The organism is Exiguobacterium sp. s168, assembly GCF_018619035.1.
Classification (GTDB): Bacteria; Bacillota; Bacilli; order Exiguobacteriales; family Exiguobacteriaceae; genus Exiguobacterium_A; species Exiguobacterium_A acetylicum.
The window spans coordinates 23,222-36,960 of record NZ_JACSNE010000011.1 but is presented as its reverse complement, the minus strand read 5'-3'; the positions used below and the strand labels follow the sequence as shown (position 1 = coordinate 36,960).

The 13,739-nt window shown below is 46.6% G+C and carries 14 protein-coding genes and 1 riboswitch; of the genes, 6 read left to right on the top strand and 8 right to left on the bottom strand.

Features of this window, described 5'->3' with window-relative positions:
• Positions 1-57: 57 nt before the first annotated feature.
• A complete protein-coding gene (locus KNQ15_RS08430; protein WP_214728807.1) occupies positions 58-1,056 on the bottom strand; it encodes a zinc-binding dehydrogenase in 999 nt (332 codons plus the stop codon).
• 109 nt (positions 1,057-1,165) lie between these two features.
• Here KNQ15_RS08430 and pepT point away from each other — a divergent pair, with 109 nt between their 5' ends.
• A complete protein-coding gene (pepT, locus tag KNQ15_RS08425; protein ID WP_058704345.1) occupies positions 1,166-2,401 on the top strand; it encodes a peptidase T in 1,236 nt (411 codons plus the stop codon).
• Positions 2,402-2,489: 88 nt separating this feature from the next.
• On the opposite strand, the gene KNQ15_RS08420 is transcribed toward pepT, so the two are convergent.
• A complete protein-coding gene (locus KNQ15_RS08420; protein ID WP_214728806.1) occupies positions 2,490-3,359 on the bottom strand; it encodes a prohibitin family protein in 870 nt (289 codons plus the stop codon).
• A 299-nt stretch (positions 3,360-3,658) separates the two neighbouring features.
• Between KNQ15_RS08420 and KNQ15_RS08415 the strand changes: the two genes are divergently transcribed.
• Positions 3,659-5,281, top strand: coding sequence for an ABC-F family ATP-binding cassette domain-containing protein (locus KNQ15_RS08415; RefSeq protein WP_214728805.1), 1,623 nt, complete (start codon positions 3,659-3,661; stop codon positions 5,279-5,281).
• 65 nt (positions 5,282-5,346) lie between these two features.
• The gene (locus KNQ15_RS08410; RefSeq protein WP_214728804.1) at positions 5,347-5,727 is read left to right on the top strand and encodes an NUDIX domain-containing protein; all 381 of its coding nucleotides are present in this window, start codon (positions 5,347-5,349) and stop codon (positions 5,725-5,727) included.
• A 222-nt stretch (positions 5,728-5,949) separates the two neighbouring features.
• Here the strand turns inward: KNQ15_RS08410 and KNQ15_RS08405 are convergent, their stop codons facing one another.
• From KNQ15_RS08405 to KNQ15_RS08380, 6 genes are all read right to left on the bottom strand, one after another.
• Positions 5,950-6,417, bottom strand: coding sequence for a hypothetical protein (locus KNQ15_RS08405; RefSeq protein WP_214728803.1), 468 nt, complete (start codon positions 6,415-6,417; stop codon positions 5,950-5,952).
• 77 nt (positions 6,418-6,494) lie between these two features.
• The gene (locus KNQ15_RS08400; RefSeq protein WP_214728802.1) at positions 6,495-7,442 is read right to left on the bottom strand and encodes an ATP-grasp domain-containing protein; all 948 of its coding nucleotides are present in this window, start codon (positions 7,440-7,442) and stop codon (positions 6,495-6,497) included.
• Positions 7,439-8,497 (bottom strand): LLM class flavin-dependent oxidoreductase, encoded by a 1,059-nt coding sequence (locus KNQ15_RS08395; RefSeq protein WP_214728801.1) that lies wholly within the window; start codon positions 8,495-8,497, stop codon positions 7,439-7,441. Before KNQ15_RS08395 ends, KNQ15_RS08400 begins: the two co-directional genes overlap by 4 nt.
• Before the next feature lie 74 nt (positions 8,498-8,571).
• Positions 8,572-8,674: riboswitch (SAM riboswitch) on the bottom strand.
• Between the two features lie 113 nt (positions 8,675-8,787).
• Positions 8,788-9,426, bottom strand: a complete 639-nt coding sequence (locus KNQ15_RS08390) for a DUF975 family protein (protein WP_047394162.1) — start codon at positions 9,424-9,426, stop codon at positions 8,788-8,790.
• Positions 9,427-9,489: 63 nt separating this feature from the next.
• Positions 9,490-10,755, bottom strand: a complete 1,266-nt coding sequence (locus KNQ15_RS08385; protein WP_214728800.1) for a DUF2325 domain-containing protein — start codon at positions 10,753-10,755, stop codon at positions 9,490-9,492.
• A gap of 87 nt (positions 10,756-10,842) precedes the next feature.
• Entirely contained in the window at positions 10,843-11,628 is a 786-nt protein-coding gene (locus KNQ15_RS08380; protein WP_214728799.1) for a DUF817 domain-containing protein, read from the bottom strand.
• Between the two features lie 151 nt (positions 11,629-11,779).
• Here KNQ15_RS08380 and KNQ15_RS08375 point away from each other — a divergent pair, with 151 nt between their 5' ends.
• The 3 genes from KNQ15_RS08375 (at position 11,780) to KNQ15_RS08365 (ending at position 13,692) form a co-directional block, all read left to right on the top strand.
• A complete protein-coding gene (locus KNQ15_RS08375) occupies positions 11,780-12,445 on the top strand; it encodes a YczE/YyaS/YitT family protein (protein ID WP_214728798.1) in 666 nt (221 codons plus the stop codon).
• Between the two features lie 154 nt (positions 12,446-12,599).
• Positions 12,600-13,055 carry a MarR family winged helix-turn-helix transcriptional regulator gene (locus KNQ15_RS08370; RefSeq protein ID WP_214728797.1) on the top strand — a complete coding sequence of 152 codons (456 nt, stop codon included), beginning with the start codon at positions 12,600-12,602 and terminating at the stop codon, positions 13,053-13,055.
• Position 13,056: 1 nt separating this feature from the next.
• Entirely contained in the window at positions 13,057-13,692 is a 636-nt protein-coding gene (locus tag KNQ15_RS08365; protein WP_214728795.1) for a nitroreductase family protein, read from the top strand.
• The last annotated feature ends 47 nt before the right edge of the window (positions 13,693-13,739 follow it).

The window sequence follows — 13,739 nt, the reverse complement described above, 5'->3', positions numbered from 1 at the left end:
TTTTTCAGTAACGGATTTTTTTATAATTTTAACAGGAAATGTAAAATGAATGGAGAATCATTTTTTATGAGTTGGATAGACACTTACCTTACCAAAGTGTGATGTTTGATCAAATCGTTGATAGAGATCGTTTAACGCATCGCGTTCATAAGGGATCTGCTCTTCAATCCGAATTTCAATCGTTCCCTCTTCCACTAAACGAATGAGTTCTGATAAGTGACGTTGCTGTTGTTTCATCTCATCTACTTTTCCTTTCAGTAACGGAAGCGCGACGAACACAGCTTCAAGTGACAAGGCTTTACTATGCATCATCGTTAAATCTTGTGTCGTCCGTGTCGCGATCGAAATGATGCGTCCTCGCTCTTTTGCGAGTATGAACGATTCTTGTAAATGGTCACCACCGACTGTATCAATGATGACGTCGAATCCGTCCAGATCAAGTCGGTTTAATAACGCTTCAGCTGATTCTTCCTTATACCGATGAACGCGAATCCCTTTCGCTTCTAGCCAAGCTGCCTTCTCGTCAGAAGAGGCGCTCGCTGTGACGTCGCATCCATAATGACGTGCGAGTTGAACGGTAAGATGTCCTACTCCACCCGTTCCACCTGCTACATATACACGGATGCCTGGAGTAATCGCGATTCGCTCTTTTAATATTTCCATCCCGGTCAACCCAATCACCGGTAAACAACCAGCAACCTCAGCCGAGACCCCTTCCGGTCGTAAAACTGCCATCTGTTCAGGCACAAGCATTTCTTCCGCTAGCGCACCGGCACGTGTTCCGAGTCCACCGCCGAATGCGACGATGCGATCGCCGATAGAAAAAGACGTCACACCATCCCCAATCCCAATGACTTTCCCCGTTACATCCCCCTGGAGAATTCCAGTCGTCGAAGCCGCCGCCACATGTCCGAAGAACATCTTCGTATCAAGTGGATTGATGCTCGACCCCTCGATTTGAACCCGTAATTCGTGTTTCCCCGCTTTTTCAGGTGTGACGTCTTTTTCTGTAAGTGATGCGTCTTTTCCATATTGATCGACTACGAATGCTCTCATGAAAAATTCCCCCTTTTCCATTATTAGTCTATCATGATTCAGAATTCTCTCACATTAGTCGTTCATGCTATGATGAAGGTATCTTATGACGAGAAGGGACGTTTTTGATTTGAAACAAGAATTGATTGATCGTCTAACTACATACGTGAAAGTCGATACACAGTCGAACTATGAGAGTACGACGGTTCCAACAACTGAAGGGCAATGGACACTAGCTCGTTTGCTCGTAGAAGAATTAAAGACCATTGGCATGGAAGAGGTCACGGTCGATGACAATGGTTATGTCATGGCGACGTTACCCGCTAATACAGATGCAGACATTCCGACAATTGGTTTTCTTGCTCACCTGGATACAGCAACGGACTTTACAGGTACGAATGTTCGTCCGCAACTCGTGGAAGCGTATGACGGAAATCCGATCACGTTAAGTGAAGTACCGTCCGTCATCCTGTCGCCAACTGATTTTCCGGCACTACACAACTATGTTGGTCATACCTTAATGACAACGGATGGTACGACATTACTCGGTGCCGATAATAAAGCCGGAATCGCAGAAATCATGACAGCCATGCATCATCTGATTTCACATCCAGAAATCAAGCATGGTCGCATTCGTGTTGCCTTTACGCCAGACGAAGAAATCGGTCGTGGACCACATCACTTCAATGTCGAAGCATTCGATGCCACGTATGCTTATACGGTTGACGGCGGTCCGCTGGGTGAACTCGAATACGAAAGCTTTAATGCGGCTGCAGCCAAAATCGTCTTCCACGGAACAAATGTCCATCCGGGAACAGCAAAAGATAAGATGGTCAATTCGCAGAAACATGCGATGGCATTCCACGATCGTCTTCCTGGAGAAGAGTCTCCTGAATTCACGGATGGGTTCGAAGGCTTCTTCCACCTGATTTCGTTTGATGGTTCTGTCGAAAAAACGACGCTCGACTATATCATTCGTGATTTTGATCGTGAGGCGTTCGAAGGACGGAAACACTTCTTATCTGCCCTTGTCGATGAGTGGAACAAAAAGTATGGCGCCGGCAGTGTCGAAATCGATTTACACGATCAGTACTACAACATGCGCGAAAAAATCGAACCTCATATGCACATCGTCGATATCGCTCATGCAGCGATGGAGTCGCTTGACATCACACCAATCATTAAACCGATTCGTGGTGGAACGGATGGATCACAACTTTCATACATGGGACTTCCGACACCGAACATCTTTACCGGTGGCGAGAACTATCACGGAAAGTTCGAGTTCATCTCTGTCGATAACATGGTGAAAGCAACACAAGTCATCATTGCCATCGCTCAAGGATTTGAACAAGCTTCACGCTAATCAAAAAGCAGATTCTCAGCGCTGAGAATCTGCTTTTTTTATGCTTGGTGTTGGTGTTTTTTAGCGATTTATCTTAGATATATTTTACTTAGTTTTTTTCTTGTGTCGTACCGTCAGGAATCGGCAGTTGAACCATACTCCCCGATCCACTGACGAGTGGTGACTTCCCGTCCCATTTCTTGACAGCTTCGTATTGAATCATTTCTTCTGTCAGTGTCTTCTGTAGTTCTTTTTGAGCTTTTGCTAAACCTTGGGCTTCGATCAAACGGGCATCTGCTGCTCCTTTCGCTTCTACGCGAAGACGCTCTGCTTCTGCTTTAGCGATTTCAAGATCCGTTTTCTTTTTATCGAGTTCCTGCGACGCTTTGACACGCGCATCGATTGCTTCCTGTGTCTTTTCATCTGGTTTCGGCGCACCGAGTGCGACATCTTCGATGATGAAACCGATGTCCTTGACGTCTTCTGCAAACTGCGTCTGAATGCTCGTCGAGACATTCCCTGATTTTTCACCGAACAGTTCAAGGACAGTAACTTTCGAGATTTGCTCACGCGATGCATCATAGAGACGTTGTTTCAGATACCCTTTTGCAATCTCATCGATTTCAATCGGTCCGAACTTATTGAAGACTTTCGTCACCTTATCCGGTGAGACGGAGAAGCTGTATGTAAAGTCAACGACGATGTTCTTTCCGTCCTTGGTCGCAAGCGTCATGTTTTCAAGTGCTTTTGTCTGTGTCCGAATCGGATACTCCGTCACCCGTGTGATTGGTGAAACAACATGCCAGCCTTGCGATAACGTCTCATCTTTGACACCGCTTGACGGTGTATAGACGACACCAACTTGTCCAGGTTCGATTTGTTCAACGATGAACGGTGTTGTTGCGAGCAACGCTAGTACGAGCACACCAGCGATGATCATCGATGGGCGAATTTTTTTCTTTGGTTTGATTTCTCTCATTCTGAATCTCCTTTATCGATCTTTTCTTGGATATAGCGGTAGAGTTCCATGCCAAGCAAAACGATGAGGGCGAAAAACAATAATGTGAAAAAGATGGCCATCTAACCCCTCCTCTAACGAATTCCTTACTTTCTTCTACGTAGCTATCTGGAAAATGTTTCATTTTTTTAAATGTCTGGTTGCTTATTTTTAATTTCTGTCCTAATATGGAGGGAACTTTGCCTGCTCTACGACAGATCACGATTTGTGGTACACTCGAATGAGCACATCACTTACTAGAAACGAGGGTTCATCTCTATATGATTACAGTACAAAACGTCGGTCTTCGCTTTGCAGACCGAAAATTATTCGAAGACGTCAACATCAAGTTCACACCAGGTAACTGTTATGGTCTAATCGGCGCGAATGGTGCCGGTAAATCGACATTCCTGAAAATTCTCGCTGGTGATATCGAAGCACAACAAGGCGATGTCATCATCACACCAGGCGAACGGTTAGGCGTTCTCCGTCAGAACCATTACGAATACGAAGAATTCCAAGTCATCGAAACGGTTATGATGGGACACAAACGTCTCTACGAAGTCATGAAAGAAAAAGATGCGATCTATATGAAAGAAGACTTCTCAGACGAGGACGGCATGCGTGCTGCTGAACTCGAAGGTGAATTCGCTGAAATGAACGGTTGGGAAGCGGAGTCGGAAGCAGCAATGCTTCTTCAAGGACTTGGCATTAAAGAAGACCTTCATTCGAAAACGATGGCTGAGCTGACAGGATCGGAAAAGGTCAAAGTCTTGCTTGCCCAAGCGTTGTTCGGTAAACCAGACATTCTCTTACTCGATGAGCCGACGAACGGACTTGATTTGAAAGCCGTCAAATGGTTCGAGGAATTCCTAATCGGATTTGAGAATACGGTCATCGTCATTTCCCACGACCGTCACTTCTTGAACAACGTCTGTACGCACATGGCGGATCTAGATTACGGTAAGATTCAACTATATATCGGAAACTACGATTTCTGGTATGAATCAAGTCAGCTTGCTTCACGTATGGCAAGTGACCAAAACAAGAAAAAAGAAGAGAAGATCAAAGAACTTCAAGCCTTCATCGCACGTTTCAGCTCAAACGCTTCGAAAGCGAAACAAGCGACGTCACGGAAGAAATTGCTTGATAAAATCACACTCGATGACATTCGTCCGTCGTCACGCCGTTATCCGTTCGTCGGTTTCACACCGGAACGTGAAATTGGAAATGATCTCTTGATGGTCGACGGTATCTCGAAGACGATCGATGGTGTCAAAGTCCTTGATAACGTTCGTTTCTCATTGAACAAAACGGATAAGGTCGCGTTCATCAGCCAGAGTGATATCGCAATCACAACACTGTTCAAAATCCTTATGGGTGAGATGGAACCGGACAGCGGTACGTTCAAATGGGGCGTTACGACTTCGCAGTCGTACTTGCCAAAAGACAACTCGGAATTCTTTGAAGGCTCGGATAAAACGATTCTCGATTGGCTCCGTCAGTATTCGCCGGCAGATGAGAGCGATACGTTCCTCCGTGGATTCCTCGGTCGGATGCTCTTCTCAGGAGAAGAAGTCATGAAGAAAGCTTCTGTCTTATCTGGGGGCGAAAAAGTCCGTTGTATGCTTTCAAAAGCAATGCTCAGCGGTGCTAACGTCCTCGTACTCGACGATCCAACGAACCACTTGGATCTCGAATCAATTACGGCACTCAACGATGGCTTGATCGCTTATAAAGGCGCAATGCTCTTCAGCTCGCATGACCATCAGTTCGTCGAAACAATCGCGAACCGTATCATCGAGTTGACGCCAAACGGTATCGTCGATAAAGAAACGACATACGATGAGTACTTGAACAATGATACGATCCAACAGCAATTAACAGCGTTATACGCACAATGATTTTGAAAGAGACCGGAACTGTCGTTTCGGTCTCTTTTTTGAACACTTTGAAGGAGGAATGAGTCATGCGTCATCGCGTATGCGCTGCGTTGATTGAAGAGCAACAGATCCTAATGGTTGAGTTACACACCCCTTCCCGGACATTCTGGACGTTACCCGGTGGCGGTGTCGAGAACGGCGAAACAAAAGAAGAAACTATCGTACGTGAAGTATTAGAAGAGACACATCTTCACGTCACGGTCGAACGACAACTCTACGAGATTTCGATCGATCAAGGAACGGAGACGTGTTTTCTCGTCCGACGTGTCACGAATAGTTCTGTACTTCAACTCGGGATTGATCCTGAACTACCACTTGATCAACAAGAATTACGAGCTGTTCGATTTCGACCACTGAATGAGATGCAAAATGATCCTCAGATTTCCCGTTTGCGCCTACTATCGTAACGATATAATCATTTGATGAAACGAAAGTTTAATCACAATACTTATATTTAAAATTAGCAGTCGGTAACTGATCTTTTAGTTGATCCAAAAGTACGTGAACAGTCGATGAAAGATGGAATCGGTATGCGTATTGGTCATCTATCCGGCTTAACGAGCGGTCAAAAATCATATACGAATCGATAAGATGCTAAAACGGATTCCCAGGCACGGGAATCCGTTTTTTCATGCGTTGTTCTTCTTTTGTTTCGCCGCTTCTTCTTCGACACGTTGCAACAGCCCATGAACGATTTTCTCGTTTTCTTGCTCGCCTCCAAGCGATAGCAGACTTTTTCCAACAAAGTTGGCTCCTTCGTTTTTTCCCGTATAGATCAACAGGCACCGATCGGGTCCGAGCGGTTTGAGCGTAAAGGTCATTTCGATTTTGAAGATCCGTGCTAATGTGAATCCAATCGTATTTTGTTTGAAGTCGGGTTCGTTCGTATAGGCTAAATCAGTCACGATATAGGTTTCGAGTCGGTTGCCCTGCATGTACGTTTGACGATATGTCGAACCGACGACACCCGGTTTTCGTTCAATCACCTCATGCTGGACGACGTTCGGAATCAGACGCTGCAGTCGCGTATGATCAAACAAGTGCCATGCTTCCTCAATCGGAATATCGAGCTGTCGTTCTTCTCTCCACGTAATCATACACCTGCCCCCTTTTTTAATAGAAATACCCTGTCATCCGGTCTTGTAACGTCCGGTAACAGGGTAGGAGCAGATTCTTATTTTACTGTGCTTGTTTCAAGGGCTGCACCGAGGAACTTCGCTAGTTCAAGCATACCGTAGCGTCCTGCAGCTGCTTCAGCGTCCGAGTTGTAATTTGTATTTGTATTGACGTCGTACGTATAGATCGTACCTGACGCATCCTTGATGAACTCGATGCCTGCGACCGCGATCTGGTTCGCTTGGAGGAACGCTTCGTACTTTTCAATGATTGGGTCATCGAAGCCTTCAACGATTTGGAACTTCATTGGAGTTTGCGGTGCTTCTTCTCCGACTGGGCAGAACAAGTCGTCGATCACACATGCATCTGCTGGGCAAAGCTCAAAACCTTCTGACGTATCGACTCGGACCGCGTAGACAAACTTTCCACCTACGAACTCACAACGCGTGATGTACGGTTCTGGTGCTTGAATATACTCTTGAATCAATGCGATGCCATCAACTGGTTCGTCGAATGTCGGACCATCGAGATAAGCTTCAAGTGCTTCAATCGAGTGGAATAACTGGACGCCGAGACCTTTTCCGGCACGGTTGTGTTTCGTGATGAATGACGAAACGCCGATCTCTTTTGCTGCTTGTACGATTTGATCGCGTCCGACGGCAGCCGTCGTCTTCGGTACACGAATGCCTGCTTTACGTAGTGCCGTATACTGATTGACTTTACTGACTTCAAGACGGAGCGCACGCGTTCCGTTGAAGACGGTCCGGTCGTGTTCTTCTAACCAAGCAAGGACCCCTTCCGTCAACTCCGGCGCGTAACGGTGCCCGCGTGTATGCGAAGAGGCACTCATACGGCTGTAAAAGACACCTTCTGGCGGTAGTTCATCGAGTGGAACGATTCCTTCATTTAGATGCCACTCTTCATACGGTAACTCAAGTTCTTCGAGACGTTTGATGAGATGGTCCGTCCATTCTTGGTTTTCGTGGAGAATATGAATTTTTGTCATGATTGTTGACCTACCTTTCGTTTCGCTTCGACCAGTGGCATTACGTCACGAGCAAAGCGTTCCATTTCTTCGAGTTGTGGTGAGAATTGTAATAAGAGTAACGTCACACCAACGGCTTCGAACGCTAGAATGCGCTCTGCAATTTGTTCTGATGTTCCGATCAAATTCGGTCGTAGACCACGGTTCGAGACGGAATAATCGTTTCGCTCGACCTGTTGCTCCAGTTGCGATTTACTGATGAAATCCTGATAACCGGCATAACCGGCACTGTCTTCCTTGACGTCCGTAATGCGTTGCCACTCAAGCAGTGCTTCTTCTTCCGTATCCCGGCAAATGATGTAGGCAGCAAGACCGAAACTCTCGAGCGGTGCGTGTCCCGTCGATTCCCGGCGTACTTTCATATCGTTGATTTTATGGGCTACTTCTTCGACCGTGCCCCCGTGCATGACATAAGCGTCACAGTGTTCGACGATTGTCCGCTTTCCAGCTTCACTCTCTCCACCAGCGTAGAGCTTGATGCCTGGACGCTGGACGGGCTTCGGATGAAGTTCCGCCTGCTCGATCGTGTAGTGATTACCGGAAAAACTATACGGTGACTCATCTGCCCATAGTCCTTTCATGACCGTGACGAATTCTTCCGTCCGAGCATAGCGTTCATCGTGTGCTGTGAAGATACCGTTGTATTGTTTGGCTTCCTCTGCCCACCACGCCGAAACGACGTTGAGCGTAAAGCGTCCACCACTCAACTGATCGATGTTTGCCGCCATCTTCGCAGTCGTCGCTGGATTATGGAACCCAGGGCGAACCGCTGTCATGATTTCTAACCGTTCTGTCGTTGCAGCAATCGCCGCTGCCGTCGTCCATGCCTCAAGACTCGGTTCCTTGATGCCTTTGATGTCGTTCAAGTTCAATTCCGCGATCAACGTCGTCGAGAAGCCGATCCGTTCTGCTGTTTGTGCGACTTGTTTTGCATAATCGAATGTCGGTGGCATCTGTTCATCCTCGACGTTACGTAACCATCCCCCAAAAATCGGTAACCAAAAACCATACTCCACTCCATCGTCCCCCTTATCACAAAAAAACGCTCTTTTCGAAGTTCGAAAAGAGCGACGGTATCTTGTCCTGTCCGCTCTTATCTTCGGAAGGTATCCCTTCCTGGAAGTAGCACCTTCCGCCGTAGCGGGGTTGCTGAAGTGTCTTCGGGCCAGTCCCTCGACTTCTCTAGATAAGATGTGTTGCATTCATCGTACAGAATTCAGTGAACTAAAGCAACCATTAAACCGTCTTTTCCTATCGGAATTATTTCGAGCATAAAAAAATCCCGACGTAGTGTCGGGATCCGGTATTAATATGGTGCGACGAAATCTGATGTCTGCTCTGGTGCTTGTTCACCACGAACACGATCATAGAACTTGGCTAGTGTGACGCTGAAGTATGGTCCGACCCACAGGATAGCAAGACCAAGAGTAACGATCACGAGTAATGCCCAACCAATGAATGATAGGAAGAGTAAGAATGCTTCCATCTTATGACCGTCCATGAGTTGACGCGAGCGTGTGATTGCCTCGAGGATACCAATCGACGGTTCATCCCGAAGGATGTAGAACGTCAACAAGTAAGAGAACGATTTGATGATCCCTGGAATGATCAAGAGCAACGTCCAAAGTGCGATGAAAATGAATTGAACGATTGCGAGCCCGACCACTTTCAGGAACATCCCGTATGGCTCAAATAGACCTGTCACTTTCGCTTCTTCTCCACGAGCAATCGACATGGCAATCCATGTCCAACCGACTCCTAATGGAATCAGTAAAATCGATACTAACATTACGACGAGATCCATGCTATTTGACGGCTCATCGATATCCGATCCAAATAAGTTAGGAACACCCTGAATGATACTAAACAGCAGGAATGCTAGGACTGCAAATCCCCAACGACCGCTGAGCGACTCCTTCGCTGCTTTTTTTAATTGAGATGACATGAGTAAGGTCCTCCTTGAAAAATAAGTTCTCACCTTACTTTACGGTCGAATTCTTCTAATGTTTCACTCTTTTTTCAATAATTTCCCGTCTCGTTGCTGGTTGAGCCAAGCACGCTCAAGTTGTCGTTCACACGCTGTATATAGCGATCGTCGACCGTCTAGGCGTTCCATCGCGAACGGAATACCATGTTTTTTCGCCTGTGCAATGACATGTGCACTCGCCGCATGAGAGACACGGCTCGTCACGACGACGATGGCATCCGTCTTTTTGGCGAGACAAGCAATCTTTTTCGCAGACTGTGCGTCTCCTGCGAGATGAATCAATTCGATTCCTGTTGGCGCAAAGAACTCACGATAAACAGCCGTTTGTTGTTCGTTTCCAACGATGACGAGGCGCATTCCTTCAAAGCGCGTGAAATCTAGCGGTGTCTTATCGACGAAATCCATCAATTGTCCAGGGACGGCTGTCGTCACGATGGGTTCAATCTTTTGCTCTTTTTGAATGCGAATGCGCCGCTGCACTTTTTTAGCCTTCGGAATCGTTTGTCGTTTCATTTTTCGTGCATACCGATTTGACTTTTTCGTTGTCACAGGCGTCTTCACTACCGGTTGCTTGACCTCAGATGGACGGTTTGATGATGTGTTGACGATCGGCTCTTCATACGTGAACGGATGTTTCCAGGCAATCGTTAGTGTATCTTTCCGTCCGCGCCACATGGCGAGATCGACGAGTTGTCCTGCTTCTAGTCGGAAATAGCGCATGTCTTCTACTGGTACGACATAATAAAACGGTCTGTCCGACTCATCTTGCAGTGGACCATTCACCGTTTCCTCAATGATTCCATGTGCCTTGACGATGGCTTGTTCAAACACGACACGTTCCGGATTTTCTCTCATTCGCTCCGTCGAGACGACGGCTTCAACACGGCACATCGTTTTTTGATCATCCTGCCGTTCGGCACGGACCCGAACTTCCATGCCGTGCTCGAGATTCCAATCGCGGACGTCTCGTTCTGAAATATGACTGCCGGACCATTCTAGTAAAGTACCGCCTTTTAACCCCCGCTGAAACGTATAGGCATAACGTTGCGTGCGTACTGGCTCGACAGGTACTTGTGGTGGCATTACGATGGTCTGCTTCTCTCGTTTCACTTCGTCGATGACTAGTGTTTCTTGAACGTCGCGCGGTGCATAATACGCTGACATCTTGACCCATTCGTCGATTCCGTTCACTTCGTCGAGCCAGAGTTGCCAATCTTCATACCGCTCCACGACTGCTAATTTCATCTGTACCAATTCAGTTGCTCGTTCCAACACCTGTTGCATCATCCGTAACCACTTCCTTTGCGTTTTTTTCACTATAGCAACGAAAAAACGCGGAAGTAGTTCAAAAAAATAACCGGGTTGTTTTTTTGTTTAGGTACGCTGCTGAATTTCCACAGCCGGATCCTGACGCTTATATTTTGCGACGATGACGATCAAAACCGTGATGATCACAAGCAGGAACCAAGAAGACAACTTTCCGAGGTCAACGACTGCCCAGCCTCCTTCTTGATGCGGATAGACCCAGCCTTTAAAGAACGTCACGATATTCTCTGCAATCCAAATGAAAAAGGCGATCAGTAAAAAGGACAGGACGAGCGGCATCCGGTAGATCGTCTGCTCGATCGTAAAATGAACCCAAGACTTATAGAAGACAAGGACGACGAGGACCATCAATAGCCAGCGTGCATCGAAGATCCAGTGGTGGGTGAAGAAGTTGAGATAGACGAGACTGCCGACGCTGATCGCAAGCCACGGGGGAGGAAATGCTATGAATCGTAATTGAAATCGCCGAAACGCCTGGCAGACATAGCTCGCGACGCTTGCATACATGAATCCTGCATATAAGGGAACACCAGCCACTTTCGTCAAAGCGTCTTCCGGATAACTCCAAGACCCGACGTTCACCTTGAACAGTTCAAGTGCTAGACCGATGACGTGAAACAATAAGATCAGTTTGAATTCTTCCATCGTTTCATAACGCGTGACGAGTAAGGCGATTTGGACGAGAATACACCAGAGCAACAGGAGATCGTATCGAGCAACCGGTTCAGTAGGAAGATAACGTGAAAGAGCAAGCGCTGCGAAAATCATCACGGGAAAGACGCAACAGACGGCTTCTATATATGTAAAACGAATCAGGTGCCGGATCGCTTTCATTCTATCCCTCCTTTTTCTTCAGTATACGTTTCTCTTTTGACCTTCCCCTCCTTCTTAAGATGGAAAAAACGGAAAATTTCGTCTTTCTTCTTCCACTTTCCTCATGATACAGTTAACGAATCAATTATTTTTAAGAAATGAGGTGCCAGACATGACGCGTCATCGCGCTTCCTGGTTGTTACGCGCTACGTTAAAGTGGGGACTCTTCCTACTCGGTTTATTTTTACTCGCTCTTGGCTCATCGATGATGATCACAGCTGAACTCGGTGTCTCGACGTGGGACGTGTTGCATCTTGGTCTTCAAAAGAAGACGCCACTATCCATCGGAACGATCATCTTGCTTGTTGGTCTCTTACTCGTGTTCGTTAAATACGCGTTAGACCGTGTCACACCGCAAATCGGAACGCTCGTCAACGCGATTTTCGTCGGTGTCTTCATGAATCTTGTTCTTGGTTCTCATCTCTTACCGTCTTTTGAATCGATCTGGTTGAATACACTCTGGCTGATTTTCGGCATCTTTATCATTGGAATGGGCGCTGGTCTGTATGTCGCTGTCGGTTACGGAGCTGGTCCACGTGATGGGTTGACATTGACACTTGCAGAGCGCTTTGGAACGTCGATTCGTCTGATGCGGACGATCATGGAAGTTACGGCATGCGGCATTGGCTGGTTGCTTGGGGGACCTGTTTTCTTCGGTACGATCCTCTCGATTTTCTTAATCGGACCGTTCCTGCAATTTTGGTTGTTCTATTTCCGCCGGATCATTGCAGCGATTGATGCAAAAGGACTTTCAGCGTCTGAACGCCAAATTAGTTAAGTCGCCTGACTCGATATCATTCTGCGTGAATGATATCTTTTTTTATGTCAGAAGCAGATAAGTTGCGTCACCAAAATAAACACGTTATATTCGTTTACATATCAATCTTTGATACGTCAAAGGTTTCTTCGAACGAAGGGAAGGATGTGATGGATTGAGTATTTCCTGCAACGAAAAAGGACGTTTGATCTATGCACTCGTCTCCGTCAATAAGACGATTGCTCAAAAATTCGATCGCTGTACGGATGGATTCAGTCAGACTCGAATGGACTTACTTGCTCAACTGCAAGTCGATCAAACGATCAGTCAAAAGGAACTGCAAAAACGCGTCAATGTCGATCATGCGGCAGTGACCCGTCACCTGAAGCACCTGGAATCGACCGGGATGATTGCTCGTGAACGTTCAGCTGCTGACAATCGGGTGATTCTTGTTTCCTTGACGGAGCAAGGGGCGACGCGCATTGCACGATTACGCGAACAAAAAGATGAGTTTCTCGAGAACTTACTCGAAGGATTCTCTGCTGAAGAACAACGGACGTTAGCTGAGATGATTCAACGCATCGAAGCGAACGCCGACACATTACCTAAATTAAAAGAGGAGTCGATTTAATATGGCAACGCAAACAACAACAGACTTCATGGAAATCGTCAAAGGACGCCGTTCGATCCGTAACTACGATACAGACGTGAAGATCTCAAAAGAAGAAATGACACAAATTCTTGAAGAAGCAACACTCGCACCTTCTTCCGTCAACATGCAACCATGGCGTTTCCTCGTCATCGATAGCGAAGAAGGTAAAGCAACACTTGCACCACTCGCGAAATTCAACCAAGTTCAAGTCGAGACATCTTCTGCTGTCATCGCCGTCTTCGGCGACATGAACGCTGTTGATCAACTCGAGAACATCTACGATACAGCTGTTGCAAAAGGACTCATGCCACAAGAAGTACGCGATCGCCAAGTACCAGCGATCCAAGGGATGTACAGCAGTGTATCGGCGAACGATTTGAAAGACAGCATCTTGATCGACTCGGGTCTCGTCTCGATGCAATTGATGCTAGTCGCTCGTGCACACGGTTATGATACAAACCCAATCGGTGGTTACGAGAAAGATCAAATCGCGGAAGCATTCGGTCTTGAAAAAGAGCGCTATGTACCGGTCATGTTGCTATCGATCGGTAAAGCAGTCGACACTGGATATCCATCGGTTCGCCTACCAATCAACGATATCGCAGACTGGAAATAAGTTTTTCACACTATAAAAAAGAGAAAACACACAAGGGAGATTGAATA